Origin of the sequence: Paraburkholderia antibiotica (assembly GCF_012927125.1) — a bacterium.
GTDB lineage: Bacteria > Pseudomonadota > Gammaproteobacteria > Burkholderiales > Burkholderiaceae > Paraburkholderia > Paraburkholderia antibiotica.
The window spans coordinates 644,225-665,248 of record NZ_JABBFZ010000001.1; the positions used below are offsets into that span (position 1 = coordinate 644,225).

Here is a 21,024-nt window from a genome sequence, read left to right on the forward strand (position 1 = left end):
GGATGCGCCGCGCGCAGTTGCTGAAGCTCGCAAGCCGAACTTGCCACGCGAGGAGCGGGAGCCACGCGCTCAACACGAACCACGTGTAACCGCTGAATCTCGCAAACCGAACGCCCCGCGTGAGGCGGGGGACGCACGCGAGCCACGCGCTCAACACGGACCGCGTGCAGCCGCTGAAACGCGCAAGCCGAACGTGCCGCGCGAGGAGCGGGAGCCACGCGCTCCACACCAACCACGCGCAACCGCTGAATCCCGCAAGCCGACCGCCCCGCGCGAGGCGGGTGACACGCGCGAGCCACGTGCGCAACACGAACCGCGCGCAGCCGCTGACTCTCGCAAGCCGAACGAGCCGCGGGAAGCGCGTGAACCACGTGCTCAATACGAACCGCGCTCGGCCACTGAATCTCGCAAACCGAACGCCCAGCGCGAGCCGCGTGTCCCACGCGTGATCACCCCCAATCCGATTCCGCCGATTACGTTCCCCGAAGCGCTGCCAGTTTCCGGCCGCCGCGAGGAGATCGCGCGGGCGATCGCGGCGAATCAGGTCGTGATCGTGTGTGGCGAAACCGGCTCGGGCAAGACCACCCAGTTGCCGAAGATCTGTCTTTCGCTCGGCCGCGGCCTTGGCGCTGGCGGTACGGGCCTGATCGGCCACACGCAGCCGCGCCGGATCGCCGCGTCGGCGACCGGGCGCCGCATCGCCGAAGAACTCGGCACACCGTTCGGCGAAGTGGTCGGCTACAAGGTGCGCTTCAACGACAACCTCGCGCCAGGCGCCTCGGTCAAGCTGATGACCGACGGTATCCTGCTGGCCGAAACGCAGACCGATCCGCTGCTGAAGGCGTACGACACGCTGATCATCGATGAGGCGCACGAGCGCAGTCTGAACATCGACTTCCTGCTTGGCTACCTGAAGGAAATCCTCGCGAAGCGCCCCGATCTGAAACTGATCGTGACGTCGGCGACGATCGACGCCGACCGATTCGCGCGCCACTTCGGCAGCGACGACAAACCCGCCCCGGTGATCGAAGTGAGCGGGCGGTTGTATCCGGTGGAGGTGCGTTATCGGCCGGTCGTTGAAGACAGTCCGGCGGTGAAGGCCGCGCAGGGTACGTCGGGCAGCGCTTCGGCTGCCGGGCGCGAGCGGCCGAAGACCCAGCGCGAGACCGATCGCGATCTGATGGAAGCGATCGTCGACGCGGTCGACGAGTTGTGTCGCGAAGGCCCCGGCGACGTGCTGGTGTTTCTGCCCGGCGAGCGCGAGATTCGTGACGCCGCCGAGGCGCTGCGCAAGCATCATCCGCCGCACACGGAAATTCTGCCGCTGTTCGCGCGTCTTTCGGCCGCCGAGCAGGAGCGCGTGTTCCGCACGTCGAACGCGCGCCGCATCGTGCTCGCGACCAACGTTGCCGAAACCTCGCTGACGGTGCCGGGCATTCGTTATGTCGTCGACACCGGGCTCGCGCGTGTGAAGCGCTACTCGTACCGCAACAAGGTCGAGCAGTTGCAGGTCGAGTCGATTTCGCAGGCCGCCGCGAACCAGCGCGCGGGACGTTGCGGCCGTGTCGCCGATGGCGTCTGTATTCGTCTGTATGAAGAGAGCGACTTCCAGGGCCGCACGCGCTTCACCGATCCGGAAATCCTGCGGTCGTCGCTCGCGTCGGTCATTCTGCGGATGAAGTCGCTGCACCTGACGGCGATCGAAACGTTCCCGTTCATCGAGCCGCCGCCGGGGCGCGCGATTTCCGACGGCTACCAGTTGCTCAACGAACTCGGCGCCGTCGACGACGACAACCACCTCACGCCGCTCGGCCGCGAACTGGCGCGTCTGCCGCTCGATCCGCGCGTCGGCCGCATGATTCTGGCCGCGCGCGATCAGCAGGCGCTCAAGGAGGTGTTGATCATTGCGAGCGCGCTGTCGGTGCAGGACCCGCGCGACCGCCCGATCGAAGCACAGGAGCAGGCCGATCAGGCGCATCGCCGCTTTGCCGACGAACGTTCCGAATTCCTGCAATGGCTGAAAATCTGGAACTGGTTCGAGGAGGCGATCGCGCACAAGAAATCGAACCGCCAGCTGCAGGACGAATGTCGCAAAAATTTCCTGTCGCAACTGCGGCTGCGCGAGTGGCGCGACGTTCATTCGCAACTGCTGACGGTGGTGCGCGAGCACGGCTGGCGTCTGAACGAGGCGGAAGCGACGTTCGAGCAGATCCATCTCGCGCTGCTGACCGGCTTGCTCGGCAACATCGGCCTGAAGGCCGACGACGAGCCGTACTACCTGGGCGCGCGCAGTATCAAGTTCTATCTGTGGCCGGGCTCCGCGCTCGTGAAAAAAGCGGGCAAGTGGGTGATGGCCGCCGAACTCGTGGAGACGAGCCGTCTGTACGCGCGCTGTATCGCGAAGATCGAGCCGGAGTGGGTTGAGAAGGTCGGCGCGCATCTGCTGAAGAAGTCGCTGTCCGAGCCGCATTGGGAAAAGCGCGCGGCGCAGGTGTCCGCGTTCGAACGCGCGATGCTGTACGGCTTGCCGATTTACCACCGGCGGCGCGTCGCATTCGGCAAGCAGGACCCGGCGCGGGCGCGCGAGCTGTTCATTCGCGGCGCGCTCGTTGAGGGCGAGTTCGATACGAAGCTCGCGTTCTTCGCGCACAACCGCAAGCTGCTTGCCGACATCGAGCAGCTCGAGCACAAGTCGCGCCGCCAGGACGTGCTGGTCGACGATGAGCTGATTTTCGCGTTCTACGATCAGGCGCTGCCGGAGGGCATCTACACCGGCGCGTCGTTCGAACGCTGGTATCGCGACGAGGTGAAAAAGAGCGGACGGCCGGAGGACAAACTGCGGCTGTTGTATCTGTCGCGCGACGATCTGATGCGGCACGAAGCGGCCGGCGTCACGACCGATCTGTTCCCGAAGCGGCTGACGATGGCGGGCATCGAAATGGCGCTCACCTATCATTTCGAGCCGGGCACGCCGCGCGATGGCGTGACGCTCGCGGTGCCGCTTTATGCGCTGAATCAGGTGGACGCGCGCCGTTGCGAATGGCTCGTGCCCGGCATGCTGAAGGAGAAGGCGCAACTGTTGCTGAAGTCGCTGCCGCAGAAGCTGCGCCGACACTGCGTGCCGCTGCCCGAGTACGCGGCGGGTTTCGCCGAACGGCACGGGATGCCGCGCTTCGGCGCCGGCGGCTTGCTGGAAGCGCTGATCGCGGATGTGCGCGAGCAGACGCAGATCGCGATGAAGCAGTCCGACTTCAAGCTCGAGACGCTGCCCGCGCATCTGTTCATGAACTTCAAGGTCATCGACGAGCATGGCCGGCAGCTTGCGATGGGCCGCAATCTGGCGCAATTGCGTACCGAACTCGGCGGCCAGGCGCAGCAGCACTTCCAGAAGCTGGTGTCGAGCGCGGCCGGCGCGGCGTTGGCCGATGCGGGCGGCGGCGGTGTCGCGACGCCTGTACAGCCCGCGGACCCGGAGGCGGGTGGGGTACCGCGCGGCAAGGGCGCGGCCGTTCCGCAGACCGCACTGCAGGAGGGGGCACCAGGCACCGCGCTGTATGAAAAGCTGACCACCTGGAATTTCGGCAAGCTGCCCGAGCTGCTCGAAATCCGCCGTGGCGGTCAGACGCTGTTCGGCTATCCGGCGCTGGTGGATCGCGGCTCGCATTGCGACGTCGAGGTATTCGACTCGCCGGAAGAAGCCACGCGGATTCATCGCGCGGGTTTGCGCCGGCTGTTCGCGCTGCAGTTGAAGGAGCCGATCAAATATCTGGAAAAGAACCTGCCGGGTCTGCGCGAAATGGCGATGCAGTTCATGCCGCGCGGCACCCAGGAGGAACTGCGCGACCAGTTGATCGACACGGCGCTGGATCGTGCCTGTTTGCAGGATCCGTTGCCGGACGACGACGCGAGTTTCCACACGCGACGCGACGAAGGGCGCAGCCGCCTCACGTTGCTTGCTCAGGAAATTTCCCGCCTGGTCGGCCAGATTCTCGCCGAATACGCGACGCTGACGAAAAAGCTGATACAGGCAAAGTCGTTCGCGGCCGCTCACGCCGATCTGCAGAATCAGCTCGATGCACTGATTGGCAAGCGCTTCGTTGTCGACACGCCATACGTGCAGCTCGCGCATTTTCCGCGTTACCTGAAAGGGATGGCGCTGCGTATCGACAAGCTGCGGGCCGACCCCGCACGCGACGCGCGGCAATTCGCCGAGTTTCAGCCGCTGTACCAGCACTATCAACGCGCGGTGTCGCAACGCGGCGGCGTGGTCGATCCGCGCCTCGCGGAGTTCCGCTGGTTGCTCGAAGAGTTGCGCATCTCGCTGTTCGCGCAGGAACTGCGCACACCGATGCCGGTTTCGGTGAAGCGCTTGCACAAGGTGTGGGAGTCGATGCAACGGTAAGAGCGGTAAGGGCAGCGCGCGCGGGGCGCTGCCTGAGTCGTGTCGCGACCGGTTCTCGCCGGATGCGGTTGCGCGAGCTGCGCTCACCAATGCATCCCCGCGGCAATCGCGGCGCCGAACTGACCGCGCGAGTCGGTGCTGCCCTGAACCTTGTAGATCCACTTGCCGGTGCCCGATAGCTGCGATACGCCAATCGCCAGCGCCGACTGGCCGCCATAGGTACCTCCGGCCAGGGCGAGCATGCCGCGCCCGGGCAGCACCGCTTGCGGCAGGCCGGCCATCGCCAGCGCGGAAGCGGTGCCACCGTAACTATCCTTGCGCGCCGAGCGGATCTGGTCGTCTGTGTAGCGGTTCGCCTGACCCATTGCGCCGCTCATGCTTTGCTGCAGTTGATTGACGTTGACTGCGTCGGTGCCCTGGACGCCGGCTGCAACGTTGGTGATCTGGCGTTCCTGCCCCGGCGCGCCGACCGACACCGTATTTGCGCGATCCGCAACCGAGCCCTGACCCAATGCCACCGAGTTGCTGGCGCTCGCACTCGCCGTTGCGCCGAGCGCGACGGCGTTATTGCCGCTGGCGACGGCATTTGCGCCGATGGCCGCGGCATAGGTCCCGCTGGCTCGTGCATTGGCTCCTGCCGCAATCGCGTTCGCGCCGGCCGCTTGCGCATTTGCCCCCTCGGCGACGGCGTTCGTCCCGCTCGCCAGCGCGTTCGCACCTGTCGCGATCGCATGAGTACCCGACGCGACCGCGCCTTCTGTTGCGCTATCGCCGTCCGCGCTGAAGAAGGGATTGGTTGGACTGACGGCGGCGTTGTTGATCGCGCTCTCCAGCGCCGCATTCAATTGCCCGAGATTGACCGCGTCCGATGCCAGCACGCCATCCGCGACGTTGTGGATGACCGTGGCGTCGGCCGCTGTAGTACCGCCAAGCGTCACGCTGTTCAGGTTGATGCTGCCGTCGGCGTTGGTGTCGTACATCACGGCGCCTTCGAGTTTTGCCGCCGTCGTCTCGTTCTGAGCGCTTATGGCGTTCAGCTGGGCGACGTTGACCGCGTCGGTGTCGGCCGTGCCGGCTGCAACGTTGGTGATCTGGCGCTCGCTACCGACGGATCCGACAGAGACCGTCTCCGCGCGATCGGCAATCGAGCCCTGACCGAGCGCGACGGAATTCGCGGCCCACGCGTTCGCGCGATAGCCGAGCGAAAGTGCGTTGGTGGCCGTTGAATTGGCGCCGGAACCGAGCGCAATGGCGCCGTCACCGATCGCTTCCGCATATGCGCCGAGCGCCGTTGCACCCGAGCCATACGCTGATGCGGACGTGCCCATTGAAGTCGCGCCTGCCGTGCTGGCTGTGGCACCCGCACCGATTGCGATCGCGCTGGCGCCGTTCGCGCTCGCGTTTGCGCCGAAGGCTGCGGCGTCGGTACCCGTTGCGTTTGCGTTGCTGCCCGCCGCGAGCGCGCCCGTGCCATCGGCGAGCGCGTCGTCGGAACCGTCGGCCGGGCCGTCTGCCTTGAAGTAGTGTTGCGGACTGCTTTGCGCGAGCGCATCGACCTTACCGTCGACGGCACTCAGCTGGCTGATGTTGACCGCGTCGGTAGGGGCTGCGCCCGCGGCCACGTTGGTCAGACGTCGTTCGCCGTTCGCGGCGCCGAGCGAGACTTCTCCTGTTGCAGTGGGTGCGGCGATTGACGTGGCGCCGGCTCCCGCCGGTGCAAAGGCCGTCAGCGACAGGTCTGCGCTGGTGCTCGAATTCGCGCCGAGCGCGACGCTGTTGTCGGCGCTCGCGGTGGCCGCGTAGCCCAGCGCAAGCGCATTAGCGCCTGCGGCCAGCGAGCTGGCGCCGATCGCGCCGGCATACGCTCCGCTCGCCTGCGCGAGCGGGCCGAGTGCGATCCCGCCGATCCCGCTGACGACAGCCTGGCGGCCGAGCGCGACGCCCGCTTCCCCCGTCGCCGTTGCGAGGGCTCCGCCCGCGAGCGAACCGTCGCCGACGGCCTGCGCGTTGTAGCCGAGCGCGGTCGCCCCGATGCTGGTTGCGGTAGCGAGCGAACCGAACGCTGCCGCGGCGGAATTTCCCGCTATCGATCCCGAGCCGGTCGCGACGGAATCGACGCCGTTTGCTGTCGCGTTCAGACCGACTGCGGTTGCGCGGTCCGCCTGCGCGCTGGCACCGAGGCCGACGGCGCTTGCGCCGTCGCCTTGCGCGGAGGCGTTCAGGCCAGCGGCAACGGTACCTTGGCCTTGCGCATTGGCGCTGGGCCCCAGCGCGGTTGCTCCTTCGCCTTGTGCGTTGGCCTGCGAGCCGACCGCCAGCGAAAAGTCGCTGCTTGCGGTGGCTTGTGCGCCTACTGCGACCGCGAGATCACCCGCCGCACTGGCCGCCGTACCCGACTCAATGGAATCGGCGCCAGCTGCAGCAACGGGCGCGACGTACACCGCCGTTGCCGTGACGGCGGCGCCCGCTGTAATTCGTGCCGCCCGCGCGATGGTTTTCCGGTGCGCCGACGCGTGGTTTCTGATGCAGTTGGCTGTTCGTAGTGCGTGGGTTTCTGTTTGAGACGCTGCACGGCGAATGATTGAAGTGGCGTGGCTGATCAATTAAATACCTCCAGTTATTTTTTAAAAGGTGGGTGGACGAGAAAATGCGCGTGCATTTGCGTGTATTGAGCGGTTCGATACGCCTGTGTTGAGAAACGTTGAGAAAATGAAAATGCAGGATGAAAAAGGTGCTGCTCATTTGGAGGCTTTGCCTTTTTACGATCGCACCAGCCCCTACGCTTGCGGTGCGCATGTGGGACATGGGTTAAGCGGCGGGGTGAGTGCCGGGGTGCTGAAGATGATTTTCCGGCTTCGCGGTGCAATTAAAAAATCAGCGAACTCCGAAATTTAATCGGGCTAAAAAATATATTGATTAAGGTTTTATTTGTGGATGAGGAATTCGGAGTGATCCGATTGCTCCGCATAACGATTTGCGCGATTTTATGAGTCAAGCTGTTCATGGTTGAAATCGGGAGAGGGGCCTATGTATTCGCGCACAAATTCGTACACACACATTCGTACACAAAAGCGCGCCACGCAGGCAGCAAAAAACGAGGCGACGGGAAATCCGCCGCCGTATCTCTGCGCATGTCGGCAGCCCGCGCGGTTACCCGTTGTCGCCTCGTTCATTTTCCCGGCGTTTGGCCCCGATTCACGTCAACCGCTCGGCCCGGCAAACGTTCTACAATGACAGTTGTTCTCCGAAGCGAGTTTTCATGCGTAAATTTTTTCTTCGCGGCTTGACTGCCACGTTGGCCGCAAGTGCGGCGCTGGTCGCCGCCGCAGGCTTTTTTTCTCCGGCGGCTTACGCCAATAACGTGATCGTGCTCAATTCCGGCGAAGCCACGCTGAGCCTGATCGACGAGAACAGTCGCCAGGTCATCGGCACCGTGCCGACCGGCAAGGAACCGCATCACCTGATGGCCACGCCGGACAATTCCTCGCTGATCGTCGCCAATTCAGTGTCGAACAATCTGATGTTCGTCGATCCGAAGACCGGCCAGTTGCAGCGCTGGGTCGAGAACATCGAAGATCCCTACCAGATCGGTTTTTCGCCGGACCGCAAGTGGCTCGTCACCACGGGCCTGCGGCTCGACCGCCTCGATATCTACCACTACGACGGCCAGAAGAACCAGATGACGCTGGCTTCGCGCCTGCCGCTCGCGGTGATGCCGAGCCATATGGCGTTCACGAACGACAGCAAAACGGTATTCGTCACGCTGCAGGTGTCGGGTGAGCTTGCCGCGATCGACCTGTCTACGCAAACCGTGAAGTGGAAGATGAAGGTTGGCAAGGTGCCGGCAGGTCTGTGGATGACGCCGGGCGAGAAATACCTGCTGGTCGGCATGACCGGCGAGGATTACGTCGCGGTGGTCGACTGGCGCAACCAGAAGGTGGTCAAGACGATCCATACCGGCAAGGGCGCGCACAACTTCCGCTCGCTGGCGGACGGCAAGCATGTGGCCGTGTCGAACCGGGTGGCGAGCACCATCAGCATCATCGACGAAGACACACTCACCAACGTCGGCGACATCACCGGCCTGATGCCGGGGCCGGACGACATGGAACTTTCGGCGGATAAACGCTATCTGTGGGTTACGTTCCGCTTCGCGAAGCACGTCGGCATCATCGACCTGAATACGCGCAAGCTGATCCAGACCATCGCGGTGGGCCGCTCGCCGCACGGGATCTATTTCTTCAATCGCGCGCCGGTCACCGCGCCCAACGGTGCCTGAAGGTGCCTGAGCAAGCCCGCTAGCAGCAGGGTAGCCGCGCGAGATATGACGGACGAAGTAACCGGACCAGCACCATGTTCCATCTGATTTTTTCTTCGCTCGACAGCTTCGTTTCAGCCGTGCAGACATGGCTGTATGTCGACGTGGTGCAGCCGCTGCTGTTCCGTTTCAACCTGATGGACTACGACGAGGACACTTACGACAGCCTGTACTGGGTGATCGTCGGTGTACTCGAAGTGCTCGCGATGTACGCGCTGCTGCGCCCGCTCGAGGCGCTGCGCCCGGCCGAACAGTGGGAGAACCGTAAGGCGGTGCGTGTCGACGTGTTGTACACGTGGATCGCCAAGCTCGGTATTCTGAACCTGTTCTTTTTCTTCGCGCTGCAGCCGTTCTTCGACAATGTGCAGGGATGGCTGCGGTTGCACGGCATCGCAAATCTGAGTCTCGACAACCTGTGGCCCGGCGTGACGACGCAGCCGCTCGTCACGTTCGTGATGTATCTGCTCGTGCTCGATTTCGCCGGCTACTGGTATCACCGCTGGGAGCACCGCGTCGGCGTGTGGTGGGAGCTGCACGCGGTGCATCACAGCCAGCGCCAGATGTCGCTCTGGTCCGACGATCGCAACCATCTGCTCGACGATCTGCTGCAGGCGTCGTTTTTCGCGGTGATCGCGCTCGTGATCGGCGTGCCGCCGTCGCAGTTCGTCGTGCTGGTCGCCATCACCAACCTCGCGCAGAGCGTCCAGCACGCGAACATCCGCCTGTACTTCGGCTGGCTCGGCGAGAGGCTGCTCGTCAGCCCGACCTTCCATCGTCGCCATCACGCGATCGGCTATGGTCACGAAGGGCTCAAATACGGCTGCAACTTCGGCGTGCTGTTCCCGTGGTGGGACATGCTGTTCGGCAGCGTCTCGTGGAACCGCGAGATGGAGCCGACCGGCATCAGCGACCAGCTCGACGGCCGCCGTTATGGCGACGGCTTCTGGGCGCAGCATTGGCTGGCGTTCGTGCGCATCGCCCGGCGTCTTGCGCCGAAGCGCCGCGCGCCCGGCAACGATGCCGCCGCCGTTTGAGTTCGTGCTGAGTTTGCGCTGAGTTTGCGCTGAGTTTGCGCTGAGTTCGCCCCGAGTTCGCCCTTTACGGCGCCGTCCGATTTCCCCGGCGGCGCTCCCCGTGGTTTATCCTGTGCACGTTCGTGCGCATGCTCCAGTGCCCCAGCATGCTGGCGGCGCGCGGCGCGTTTTCTTCCCTATCGTTTCGTTGTTTCGTTCGCAGGCACTGGCTCGCATGAATGATCTGTTGCGCTCGTTTGGACGCGCGTTTGCAAGCGCGTTTCACCCCCGCATGCTCTGGCTGACTTTCAAACCGTTCATCGTCGCGACGGTCGGTTGGGGGCTGATGCTGTGGTTCTTCTGGCAAACGTTGACCGGTGCGACCCGCACGTGGCTCGACGACTGGTCATTTACCGCCACGCTCTACCGGCTGTTCGACTGGCTCGGTTTTTCGGCGCTCCATGCGGTCATCGCGCCGTTTATCGTGGTTGCGATGGCGATTCCGCTGATCGTCGTCACGGTGCTGCTGCTGATCGCGATGCTGTCGATGCCGTCCGTGATCCGCTTTCTCGCGGCGCGCCAGTTTCCGACGCTCGAGATGCGACGCGGCGGAACGTGGTACGGTAGTCTCGCTCAGGCGCTGTGGACCACGTTGATGTGTCTGCTGCTGCTGATCGTCACGTTGCCGCTGTGGCTCGTGCCGCCGTTTTTCGCGCTGATTCCGCCGCTACTGTGGGGCTGGCTCACGTATCGTGTGATGAGCTACGACGCGCTCGCATTGCACGCGACGCGCGACGAACGGCGCGAGCTCGTGCGGCGCCACCGGATGCCGCTGCTGCTGATCGGCATCGCGAGCGGGCTGCTGGGTTCGCTGCCGACGCTGCTGTGGGCGTCGTCGGTGTGGCTGATTGTGATGTTCCCGGTGATCACGATCGTGACGATCTGGATTTATGCGTTCATCCTCGTGTTCTCGGCGCTATGGTTTGGCTACTACTGTCTGCGCGCGCTGCAGCGTATGCGGGCGGAGCGGCATGACGGCGCGCGTGAAGTTGCGCATGAGATTGCGCATGAAGTCGCGCCGATTCCCAATCGATCAAACTAAAGAGGCGGCAATGGCATTTGGCGTCATCATCATCGGCGATGAAATCCTGTCGGGCAGGCGCGTCGACAAGCATCTGCCGAAAGTCATCGAGTTGCTCGGCGCGCGTGGACTGTCGCTCGGCTGGGCAGAGTACATCGGCGACGATCCGGAGCGGATCACGGCGACGTTGCGGCGCACGTTCGCGTCGGGCGACATTGTGTTTTCGACGGGCGGCATCGGCGCGACCCCGGACGATCACACGCGCCAGTGCGCGGCGGCCGCGCTCGGCGTGCCACTCGAACTCCATCCGGAGGCCGCGAAGCTGATTCAGGAGCGCATTCGCGACATGTATCAGCCCAAGGACGGGACGCCGCTCGATCTCGACTCTCCCGAAAATCGTCATCGGCTGAACATGGGCACCTATGCGCAGGGTGCATCGATTATTCCGAACGGCTATAACAAGATTCCGGGTTTTTCGATCCGGCATCACCACTTCGTGCCGGGCTTCCCGGTGATGGCGTGGCCGATGATCGAGTGGGTGCTCGACACGTACTACGTGCATCTGCATCACACCACGCCGCATGCGGAGAAGTCACTGCTCGTGTTCGAGTTGCCGGAATCGCGCCTGACGCCGCTGATGGAGAAGATCGAGCACGACTTCCCGGGCGTGCGGGTGTTCAGCCTGCCGAGCGTCGGCGATGCGGAGCGCGGCGGCGTCTACGCACGGCATCACATCGATCTGGGCGTGAAGGGCGAGCCCGAAGCGGTCGCGGCGGCGTTCGTCAAACTGCGTGAGGGCGTGCATCTGCTTGGCGGCGATATCGTCGAACCGGAGACGGCGGCCGCCAGGCGTAACTGAGCGACGAATTCCTCCCGGACTGCCGCGCCGCAAGATGGTTGCCGGCGAGGAGTCCGGGTAGCGACGGCGGACCGCGGCGCGTGCCGCTGCATCGATCGTCAGCGTGCGCGTCGCACGCACGAACCCGGCGTACCAGCTTCCTTCTACCTATCCCCATCGCGGTCACTGCCGGCAACGACCTGCCGGCAGTGACTACGAGCCATTCCGCTTGCCGGCGACGCTACGCCGATAGCCAATGCCGTAGCGCAATTCTCACGAAATCCCCTTCGTCGCGGCAATTGCGCCATTGACAATTGTTAGCTAAATAGAATGTACATTGCATAAAGAGATGTAAATGTGCCAATTCGATTTTTCATTGATTTATCTAATCCAGTTTTTGGGTAATTGAATCGAAATTTTAGTTTGTTTAGTAAATAAAAATAAACATAAAACCGGAATGGATAATTGATTGACGAGATTTGAATGGCTCGTATAGCATGGCCTCCAGTCAATGGCCTGATTGTCAGAAAGACAATTGGGATGGCTAAACAATACTCAGGAGACAGCCGTGATGGATATACGTCGTCTTTCGGCCGCGTTGATTTTTATCGGCGCCTTGTCGGGTTGTGGAGGAGACAGCCCCGGCAGTCAGGCCGGCACAGCCGCGGTAGCAGCGGATCAGCTTCACGGTGCCGCGCAGAGTGGCGCGAGCGCTGCAAACGCCGCCGCCCAGGCGTCGGCCAGTCACGCCTCGCTGCGTCTGACCCAATACGTCAATCCGCTCATCGGCACGCTGGCCAGCGACTCGCCGAATCCGGTGCCCGCGGGGCAGGCCGGCAGCGTGGTGCCCGCCGCGGGCCTGCCGAACGGCATGGTGCAATGGGCGCCCGACACGAATACCTCGCCGGCGCCGTCGACCAGCGCGGAGCCCGGTTCTCCGGCCGGTTACTACTACGACATCGGCTCGATCCAGAGCTTCAGCCTCACGCATATGAGCGGCGCAGGCTGTTCCGGCAACGACGGCGAATTCCCCGTGATGCCGACGCTCGATGCAAGCAAGCCGCTCGCGCAAACGTTTGACCACGCGAACGAGAAGTCGGTACCGGGCGCCTATTCGGTGGTGCTCGACAACCACATCAAGGTCGAATTGACGGCGACGCTGCGCAGCGGCTTCGGCCGCTTCACGTATCCGGATCAGCAGTCGTCGACGCTGGTACTCGATACGACCTACACGAATACGGCAACGGGTGTGGCCGGCTCGGTCACGAAGGTCGACGCGAAGACGATTTCTGGCAGCACTACCGGTGGACATTTCTGCGGTAATTCGACCAATGTGCCGGTGTATTTCTATGCACAATTCAGTCAGCCTTTTACGGCGGCTTCTTCCTTTGCCAATGGCCGTGCGGTCATGAATTTCGGTAAAGCCGACAAAGTGCTGATGAAAATCGGTATTTCGTACGTGAGTGTCGCCAATGCGAAGGGGAATCTCGAAAAGGAAAATTCCGCGTGGGATTTCGACGGCGTAAAGGCCGTGGCCGATGCAATATGGAATCAGCGTCTCAATACGATTCAGGTGAGTAGCCAGGACACCACGGCGCTGACCAAGTTCTATACGGCGTTCTACCACGCGCTATGGGCGCCGAGCGTATTCAGCGATACCAACGGCCAATACGTCGGCTTCGACCAGAAGGTCCACACGGTCAGCGCCGGCCATGCCGCGCAGTACACCAGCTTCTCGGGCTGGGACATCTATCGCTCGCTGATTCCGCTGAAGGCCATTCTGTTCCCGCAGGAAACCAGCGACATGGCGCAATCGCTCGTCAACGACGCGGATCAGTGCGGCGCGATTCCGCATTGGGTCAACGACAACGTCGAAGACGGCGTGATGCCGGGCGACGCCGGCTCACTGATCGTCGCGGGCGCGTATGCATTTGGCTCGCGCCAGTTCGACGCCTCGGGCGCGTTGAAACATATGATCCGCATGGCCAACGTGCCCGGCACCGCCTGCAACGGGGTGACGACCAACGGCGGCCGTGCCAGCTATCTACAGTACGGCTACATCACGAACGGCGAATGGGGGCAGGCCTCGTCGACGCTGGAATATGCGAGCAGCGATTTTGCGATCTCGCAGTTTGCCGGCGCACTGGGCAATTCGGCGATGCAAAAAATGATGCTGAGCCGCTCGGCCTACTGGCAGAACCTGCTCAACAAGTCGTTGACGCCGCCGCTGATCGCCGCGCGTAATGCGGACGGCAGCTGGATCGCGGAAACCCAGAGCAGCACCGATAACTACGTGGAAGGCAATGCCGAGCAGTACACGTGGATGGTGCCGTTCAACCCCGTCGGGCTCTTCGGGCAACTGGGCGGCAATTCGACGGCGGTATCGCGGCTCGACCAGTTCTTCACGGTGCTGAACGCGGGGATGAGCCTGCCCAATTTCTACATGGGCAACGAACCGACCTTCGAGGTGCCGTGGCTGTACAACTGGGCGGGCTCGCCGGCGGGCACGCAGAAGGCGGTCCAGCAGATCATGGCGAGCGCCTTCGGCACCGGGCCGAACGGTTTGCCCGGCAACGACGATCTCGGCGCGGTGTCGGGCTGGTACGTGTGGAGTGCGTTGGGCCTGTATCCGGAGATTCCGGGTGTCGGCGGCTTTGCGATCGGCAGCCCGCAGTTCTCGTCGATTACCGTTCGTCTCGGTAACGGCAAGACGCTGCGGATCAACGCCCCTGGCGCGCCCACCGCGAACTACGTGCAAAGCCTGCGCGTGAACGGCGCCGCGCACACCAGTTCGTGGCTCGACGTCGACGCGTTGGACAGGGACGTGACGCTGAACTTCGCGATGGGTTCGTCCGCGTCGCAGTGGGGCACGAATCCGGCCGATGTGCCGCCGTCGTATGGCGTGCCGGTCGCGCGTAACGTGGTGGACGCGTTCAACAACCACGGCATCGGCAGCGACGGCAGCACCGATACCGATGGTCTCGGCGCGGACTTCGACGGTTCGCTCTTCAGCTACTCGTCGCAGGCCTTGACGGCGGCGGGCGCGGTGCCGGGCAAACCGTTCGTCGTCGATGGCGCGAGCTTCGTGCTGTCGGGCGGCGCGCTCGATAACGCGGTGGCGGTGGGGCAGACCATCACGATGCCGCGCGGCACGCGGGGTCGCTCGCTGGTCCTGCTCGGTTCGGCCAACAACGGTCCCAGCTCGGGCACCGCGCTCGTGACCTATACGGATGGCAGCAGCGCGCCGTTCACGCTCGCGTTCGATGACTGGACCCTCAACGGCGGCAGCGCCGCGCCGCGGAATCCGATCGCGTTGACCACCACGTACCGCAATGCCGGCAATGGCAGCAACGACGGCGTCAAGGCCTACCTGTTCGCGCAGGCGGTGCCGCTGAGCGCGGGCAAGACGGTGGCGAGCGTTACGCTGCCGAAGCAGGTGAGTGCCGGCAAGTTGCATGTGTTCGGGATTTCCGCTGCGCCTTGAGTTTCGTGCGGTTCCGGGCAGTTCTGTGTTGCTCGGTAGGCGTCGGGCGCCGTGCGAGCGGCGCCCGAAGCGGCTCCTGATGAGGCAGGCCGTTTGAATGAGGCGCCTCTCATCAAGGCGCGCTTCGTGCGGTGCCCGGACATGCCTCGGCACGCCTGAAAACCAGACATCGCAGTGTCACACCCCGCGCCGATGATGCAGCCAATGTATTGTCGGCGCGGTCCGTTTCGGCGCTCCTGCTTCAGCACGCTGCGCCGGCTTTACCGATTTCGCCGACTTTGCCCTGAGGGAACGGCATGCTGCCCGAGCGGCTTGCCCGTCCGGCACGCGCGACCGGCTTCAGGCGCCAATCCACGGCAAGCCGCGAAAACACCATCCCGATACCGTCTTCCGATGCCCCTGGCCGTCCTTGTCGCCTTCGAAGCCTTCCAGCAGGTCGTACGCCTTCGTGAAGCCGGCCTGGGTCGCGGCGATTGCGGCCAGCTTCGAGCGCGCGGCGCTGCGGCACAGGAACAGCACCGGCGTGTCGGGCGAGGCGACCTGCGCGAGCTGCTGCACGAACTCCTGATTCGGCACCGCGCCCGGATAGCGCGTCCATTCGACATGTGCGTATTGTCCGTCGCCGATGACCGGCCGGCCGACCCAGTCGAGCTCGGCGCGGGTACGTACGTCGACGAGACGGGTGCGCGGATCGAGCTGCAGCAGTTCGAACGCCTCGGCGGGCGACACCGCGCCCGCGTAGGGCAGTTGATTCTCGGTACGGCGGGCGTCCGCCTGCGCGTACAGCTGTTCGAGCGTGCTCATGAGCGTCAAACTCCTTCGGACCAAATGATCATTCTAGCGCGCGGCATCCCGGCCGACGGTGCCTGTACGCGTCGTGCGGCAGCAAAGGCGCTTGCGGCGTCGAGTGCCCGAATGCGCAAACTTGGTGCAATTTCTCGCGTATGCACCAAAATAGGATTTAACATAGTCGCCAAACCGGTGAATGCACGAATCTGGTGCGTCGAACGATGCGCAGATTTCGCCGCGGCGCCGCGCAGCCCGCGCACGTCGCCTGCAGATCCTCGCACGACAAGGCTGAGCGGCAGATCAGCCGCTGAGGATATGTACGCTGGCACACTATCTGCTTTATTGGTGCCGATCGATTTGCCCCGGCAGTATTTCCTGCCTTGCGACGCCGTATGGGTGGACGCGCCGGGACGGGTCAGCTAGATTGGGCGGCGGCTGAATCCGCCGAATTCGTTAATCAGGAGATAGGTTATGAGTAAATCCGTGGCCGACGTCGTGCAACTCGTCAAGGACGAGGACGTCAAGTTTGTCGACTTCCGTTTCACCGACACGCGCGGCAAGGAGCAACACGTTTCGGTGCCGGTGTCGCACTTCGACGAAGACAAGTTTGAAAGCGGCCATGCGTTTGACGGTTCGTCGATTGCCGGCTGGAAGGGCATCGAAGCATCGGACATGCTGCTGGTCCCGGACGCGAACACGGCCTTCATCGACCCGTTCTACGAAGAATCGACCCTCGTGCTGACCTGCGACGTCGTCGAACCGGCTGACGGCAAGGGCTACGAGCGCGACCCGCGCTCGCTCGCGAAGCGCGCCGAAGCGTACCTGAAGAGCTCGGGCCTCGGCGACACCGCGTTCTTCGGTCCGGAACCGGAATTCTTCATTTTCGACTCGGTCCAGTGGAACACGGATCAGTCGGGCTGCTTCCTGAAGATCGGTTCGGAAGAAGCACCGTGGTCGTCGGCGAAGGAATTCGAAGGCGGCAACACCGGCCACCGTCCGGGCACGAAGGGCGGCTACTTCCCGGTCGCTCCGGTCGACACGTTCCAGGACATCCGTTCGGAAATGTGCCTGCTGCTCGAACAGATCGGCATCCCGGTCGAAGTGCACCACCACGAAGTGGCGGGTCAAGGCCAGAACGAAATCGGCACGAAGTTCTCGACGCTGGTTCAGCGCGCCGACTGGCTGCAACAGATGAAGTACGTGATCCACAACGTCGCGCATACGTACGGCAAGACGGCGACGTTCATGCCGAAGCCGATCGTCGGCGATAACGGTTCGGGCATGCACGTTCACCAGTCGATCTGGAAGGACGGCCAGAACCTGTTCGCGGGCAACGGCTACGCCGGCCTGTCGGAATTCGCGCTGTTCTACATTGGCGGCATCATCAAGCACGCTCGCGCGCTGAACGCGATCACGAACCCGGGTACGAACTCGTACAAGCGTCTCGTGCCGCACTTCGAAGCACCGGTCAAGCTGGCTTACTCGGCACGCAACCGTTCGGCATCGATCCGTATTCCGCACGTGTCGAACCCGAAGGGCCGCCGTATCGAAACGCGCTTCCCGGATCCGCTGGCGAATCCGTACCTGTGCTTCTCCGCGCTGATGATGGCGGGTCTGGACGGCGTGCAGAACAAGATTCACCCGGGCGAAGCCGCCGACAAGAACCTGTACGACCTGCCGCCGGAAGAGGATGCAAAGATTCCGACCGTGTGCGCCGGCCTCGACCAGGCTCTCGACGCACTCGACGCGGACCGCGAGTTCCTGACGCGCGGTGGCGTGTTCACGGATTCGATGCTCGACGCGTACATCGAACTGAAGACGGGCGAGCTACAACGCTATCGTCAGTCGGTGCACCCGATCGAATTCGAAATGTACTACTCGCTGTAAGCGGCCATGGCGCTTCGCCCGTTATTCGGCGAAGCGCCTGGTCCGACGCTCGCGATCGGTCACGAAGGGACGGCGGCGCCGTCCCTTTTTCGTTAGGCCACCGTGTTACGTGCGAGGGATGCACGAGGCCGGCCGCGCGCGGGCACTTCGTGTCACGACAAAGCGCCGCCAAAGCCGCTCTCCTGATTTATCACCATCTCCTATCGGCCAGACTGCAAGATGGTTCTGAAGAATCTGATCAAGGCAAGGAAAGGACACGAACAGACGCTGTCGGACGACGTGCAGCTCGTGAGTTCCGGTTTGCTGCCGGGCTTCGAGGCGTTGCCGACCGTCGTGCTGGTGCTCGAGAAGCGCACGTTGCGCGTGGCGTTCGCGAATCCGTCGGCGGAGTCGATGCTCGAAATGTCACGTCGGCAGCTCACGCAGATGGCGTGGCCGGACATTTTCTCGAACGCCGACGAACTGGTCGCGACGATCACCGCGATCGCCGCGCACCGTTTTCACGCGACGCATCTCGACGCCGTGCTCGAACGCCCTGGCCATGAGCCGCTGCACGTGCATGCGATCGTCGGCTTTCTGGAAAGCGCGCAGGACTACGTGCTGCTCGAACTGTTCGAGAACGAGCGGCATCTGCGCACTGACCGCGAAGAGCGCATCAACGATCTGACGGCCGTCAACAAGCAACTGATCCGCAATCTCGCGCACGAGATCAAGAATCCGCTCGGCGGCATTCGCGGCGCCGCGCAGCTGCTCGAGTTCGAACTCGGCGAGCGCCAGCGCGACGAATTGCGCGAGTACACGCAGGTCATCATCAAGGAGTCGGACCGGCTGCAGACGCTGGTCGACCGTTTGCTCGAACCGCACCGGCATCCGCATATCGTCGGCGACGTGAATATTCACGAGGTGTGCGAGCGCGTGCGCCAGGTGATTCTCGCGGAGTTTCCGCGCGGCCTGACGATCGAGCGCGATTACGACGTCAGCGTCCCGGATCTACGTGGCGACAAGGAGCAGTTGATCCAGGCGCTGCTGAACATCGTGCGCAATGCGGCAGAAGCATTGCGCGAACGCATTTCGCAGGGCGACGCGCGCATCGAGTTGCGCACGCGCATCGCGCGCAAGGTGACCATTTCGAAACGCCTGTGCAAGCTGGCACTGGACTTGCATATTGTCGACAACGGCCCAGGCATTCCCGAAGAGATTCGCGACCGCATCTTCTATCCGCTCGTATCGGGGCGCGAGGACGGCAGCGGTCTCGGTCTCACGCTCGCGCAGACGTTCGTGCAGCAGCACGAAGGTCTGATCGAGGTGGACAGCCGGCCGGGTCATACTGAGTTTCAGATTCTGCTGCCGCTCGACTGCTAGAAACCATTAGCACCCCAAGACTTCTGACCGACCTATATGAAGCCGATCTGGATAGTAGACGACGATCAATCGATTCGCTGGGTGCTCGAAAAAGCGCTCGCCCGCGAAAACTTCGCGACGCGCAGCTTCGCGAACGTGCGCGAAGCGTCGGCCGCGCTCGATCACGACAGCCCGCAGGTGCTGGTCTCCGACATCCGAATGCCGGGCGGCTCCGGGCTCGAGCTGTTGCAAACCGTGCACGACAAGCTGCCGGGGCTGCCGGTCATCATCATGACCGCGTTCTCGGACCTCGATAGCGCGGTTGCCGCGTTCCAGGGCGGCGCGTTCGAGTATCTGGCCAAGCCGTTCGACGTCGACAAGGCGGTCGAGCTGATTCGCCGCGCGGTCGACGAAAGCATGCGCGGCGAGCAGACAGTCGACGAGCGCGTCGCCGAGGCGCCCGAGATGCTCGGCCAGGCGCCGGCGATGCAGGACATGTTTCGCGCGATCGGCCGCCTGTCGCATTCGGCGGCGACCGTGCTCATTACCGGCGAATCAGGCACCGGCAAGGAACTGGTCGCGCGTGCGTTGCACCGACATAGCCCACGCGCGAACGGTCCCTTCATCGCGCTGAACACGGCGGCGATTCCGAAAGATCTGCTGGAGTCCGAACTATTCGGCCACGAGCGCGGCGCGTTCACCGGCGCGCAGGCGATGCGCCAGGGGCGCTTCGAGCAGGCCGAGAACGGCACGCTGTTTCTCGACGAAATCGGCGACATGCCGTTCGATCTGCAGACGCGTCTGTTGCGCGTGCTGTCGGACGGGCAGTTCTATCGTGTCGGCGGGCACAATCCGCTGCGCTCGAACGTGCGCGTGATCGCGGCGACCCATCAGAATCTCGAATCGCGCGTGCGCCAGGGGCTGTTTCGCGAGGATCTGTATCACCGCCTCAACGTGATCCGTCTGCGGCTGCCGGCGTTGCGCGAGCGTAGTGAGGACATCCCGCTGCTCACGCGACACTTCCTGCAGAAGAGCGCGCGCGATCTCGGTGTCGAACCGAAGCGCGTGTCCGACGAGGCGCTCGCGTACCTTGCGTCGCTGCCGTTTCCGGGCAACGTGCGGCAACTGGAGAATCTCGCGAACTGGCTGACGGTGATGGCGCCCGCGCAGACGATCGAGATCAAGGATCTGCCGCCCGATCTCGGGCCGACCCAGGTCGGCGCGAATGAACTGGCGACGACGGCGGGCATCGCTGCCGCGACGGATGGCGCGGCAGCGGCCGGTGCGGGCTTCGCGAATGGTGCGCCGCTGGCGGGTGCGGGCGCTGGTGGTGTCGTGCAGCCGCTGGGTGCGTCGGCGGTATCGATCGCGAGCGCGCTGAGCGCGTGGGAGGGCGGCTTGCGCACCGAGGTCGCGCGGATGCTGCGCGAAAACACAGCCGATGTGATGGACGAACTCGCGCGCCGTTTCGAGGCGGCGGTCATCCGCGAGGCGCTCGACTTCACGCGCGGGCGCAAGGTCGAAGCGGCGGAGCGGCTGGGTATCGGGCGCAATACGATCACGCGCAAGATTCAGGAACTGAATCTCGAACCGTGATCGTGCGTAAGCGCACGCGCTGAAAAAGCAGGCGAGGGCGGCTCAGGCCGCCTTCGCCGTTTTTGTTTCGGGCTTTTCGATTCGTGCCGCGTGCCGCGGGATGTTTTTTTGCTTTCGGGCGCGTTGCCTTGAGCGCCTTGTTTCCGCCTTTTGCTTCGGGCGCTGTGTTTCGGGCTCTTTGTTTTGGGGCCTTTGCTGCGGGCATTTCGCGTCGACCGCTTCGTCCCGAACGCTTCAATCTCGCAGAGCCGCCCCCCGCACAAACCGGCAACGCG

The 21,024-nt window shown here is 63.7% G+C and carries 12 protein-coding genes; 10 read left to right on the forward strand and 2 right to left on the reverse strand.

Annotation, left to right across the window (positions count from 1 at the left end; translation table 11 throughout):
- The first annotated feature begins 193 nt into the window (after positions 1 to 193).
- A complete protein-coding gene (gene hrpA, locus HHL14_RS02940; protein ID WP_407945251.1) occupies positions 194 to 4,402 on the forward strand; it encodes an ATP-dependent RNA helicase HrpA in 4,209 nt (1,402 codons plus the stop codon).
- An 83-nt stretch (positions 4,403 to 4,485) separates the two neighbouring features.
- On the opposite strand, the gene HHL14_RS02945 is transcribed toward hrpA, so the two are convergent.
- Positions 4,486 to 6,843, reverse strand: a complete 2,358-nt coding sequence (locus tag HHL14_RS02945; protein WP_329601601.1) for a YadA family autotransporter adhesin — start codon at positions 6,841 to 6,843, stop codon at positions 4,486 to 4,488.
- A gap of 268 nt (positions 6,844 to 7,111) precedes the next feature.
- Here HHL14_RS02945 and HHL14_RS02950 point away from each other — a divergent pair, with 268 nt between their 5' ends.
- The 6 genes from HHL14_RS02950 (at position 7,112) to HHL14_RS02975 (ending at position 15,136) form a co-directional block, all read left to right on the forward strand.
- Entirely contained in the window at positions 7,112 to 7,297 is a 186-nt protein-coding gene (locus tag HHL14_RS02950) for a hypothetical protein (protein ID WP_206002157.1), read from the forward strand.
- Between the two features lie 364 nt (positions 7,298 to 7,661).
- Entirely contained in the window at positions 7,662 to 8,681 is a 1,020-nt protein-coding gene (locus tag HHL14_RS02955; protein WP_169496062.1) for a YVTN family beta-propeller repeat protein, read from the forward strand.
- A gap of 74 nt (positions 8,682 to 8,755) precedes the next feature.
- Positions 8,756 to 9,754: a sterol desaturase family protein gene (locus HHL14_RS02960; protein ID WP_169496063.1), complete on the forward strand. Its 999-nt coding sequence runs from the start codon at positions 8,756 to 8,758 to the stop codon at positions 9,752 to 9,754.
- 214 nt (positions 9,755 to 9,968) lie between these two features.
- Complete coding sequence (locus HHL14_RS02965; RefSeq protein ID WP_169496064.1) at positions 9,969 to 10,835, forward strand: EI24 domain-containing protein; 867 nt, start codon at positions 9,969 to 9,971, stop codon at positions 10,833 to 10,835.
- A 10-nt stretch (positions 10,836 to 10,845) separates the two neighbouring features.
- The gene (locus tag HHL14_RS02970; protein WP_169496065.1) at positions 10,846 to 11,673 is read left to right on the forward strand and encodes a competence/damage-inducible protein A; all 828 of its coding nucleotides are present in this window, start codon (positions 10,846 to 10,848) and stop codon (positions 11,671 to 11,673) included.
- Positions 11,674 to 12,223: 550 nt separating this feature from the next.
- The gene (locus HHL14_RS02975; RefSeq protein WP_169496066.1) at positions 12,224 to 15,136 is read left to right on the forward strand and encodes a GH92 family glycosyl hydrolase; all 2,913 of its coding nucleotides are present in this window, start codon (positions 12,224 to 12,226) and stop codon (positions 15,134 to 15,136) included.
- Positions 15,137 to 15,475: 339 nt separating this feature from the next.
- Here the strand turns inward: HHL14_RS02975 and HHL14_RS02980 are convergent, their stop codons facing one another.
- Positions 15,476 to 15,940, reverse strand: coding sequence for a rhodanese-like domain-containing protein (locus tag HHL14_RS02980; RefSeq protein ID WP_169496067.1), 465 nt, complete (start codon positions 15,938 to 15,940; stop codon positions 15,476 to 15,478).
- 456 nt (positions 15,941 to 16,396) lie between these two features.
- Here HHL14_RS02980 and glnA point away from each other — a divergent pair, with 456 nt between their 5' ends.
- The 3 genes from glnA to ntrC all read left to right on the forward strand — a co-directional run bounded on the left by glnA (position 16,397) and on the right by ntrC (position 20,749).
- Complete coding sequence (glnA, locus tag HHL14_RS02985) at positions 16,397 to 17,812, forward strand: type I glutamate--ammonia ligase (RefSeq protein WP_169496068.1); 1,416 nt, start codon at positions 16,397 to 16,399, stop codon at positions 17,810 to 17,812.
- A gap of 219 nt (positions 17,813 to 18,031) precedes the next feature.
- Positions 18,032 to 19,174, forward strand: coding sequence for a nitrogen regulation protein NR(II) (glnL, locus tag HHL14_RS02990; protein ID WP_169496069.1), 1,143 nt, complete (start codon positions 18,032 to 18,034; stop codon positions 19,172 to 19,174).
- Positions 19,175 to 19,210: 36 nt separating this feature from the next.
- Entirely contained in the window at positions 19,211 to 20,749 is a 1,539-nt protein-coding gene (gene ntrC, locus HHL14_RS02995) for a nitrogen regulation protein NR(I) (protein ID WP_169496070.1), read from the forward strand.
- The last annotated feature ends 275 nt before the right edge of the window (positions 20,750 to 21,024 follow it).

Bases quoted from the DNA above. Each gene is read 5' to 3' on its own strand.
- ntrC (WP_169496070.1), top strand. From the start codon at position 19,211: ATGAAGCCGATCTGGATAGTAGACGACGATCAATCGATTCGCTGGGTG.
- glnL (WP_169496069.1), top strand. From the start codon at position 18,032: ATGGTTCTGAAGAATCTGATCAAGGCAAGGAAAGGACACGAACAGACG.
- HHL14_RS02970 (WP_169496065.1), top strand. From the start codon at position 10,846: ATGGCATTTGGCGTCATCATCATCGGCGATGAAATCCTGTCGGGCAGG.
- HHL14_RS02960 (WP_169496063.1), top strand. From the start codon at position 8,756: ATGTTCCATCTGATTTTTTCTTCGCTCGACAGCTTCGTTTCAGCCGTG.
- HHL14_RS02950 (WP_206002157.1), top strand. From the start codon at position 7,112: ATGAAAATGCAGGATGAAAAAGGTGCTGCTCATTTGGAGGCTTTGCCT.
- HHL14_RS02975 (WP_169496066.1), top strand. From the start codon at position 12,224: ATGGATATACGTCGTCTTTCGGCCGCGTTGATTTTTATCGGCGCCTTG.
- HHL14_RS02955 (WP_169496062.1), top strand. From the start codon at position 7,662: ATGCGTAAATTTTTTCTTCGCGGCTTGACTGCCACGTTGGCCGCAAGT.
- HHL14_RS02965 (WP_169496064.1), top strand. From the start codon at position 9,969: ATGAATGATCTGTTGCGCTCGTTTGGACGCGCGTTTGCAAGCGCGTTT.
- glnA (WP_169496068.1), top strand. From the start codon at position 16,397: ATGAGTAAATCCGTGGCCGACGTCGTGCAACTCGTCAAGGACGAGGAC.
- HHL14_RS02980 (WP_169496067.1), bottom strand. From the start codon at position 15,940: ATGAGCACGCTCGAACAGCTGTACGCGCAGGCGGACGCCCGCCGTACC.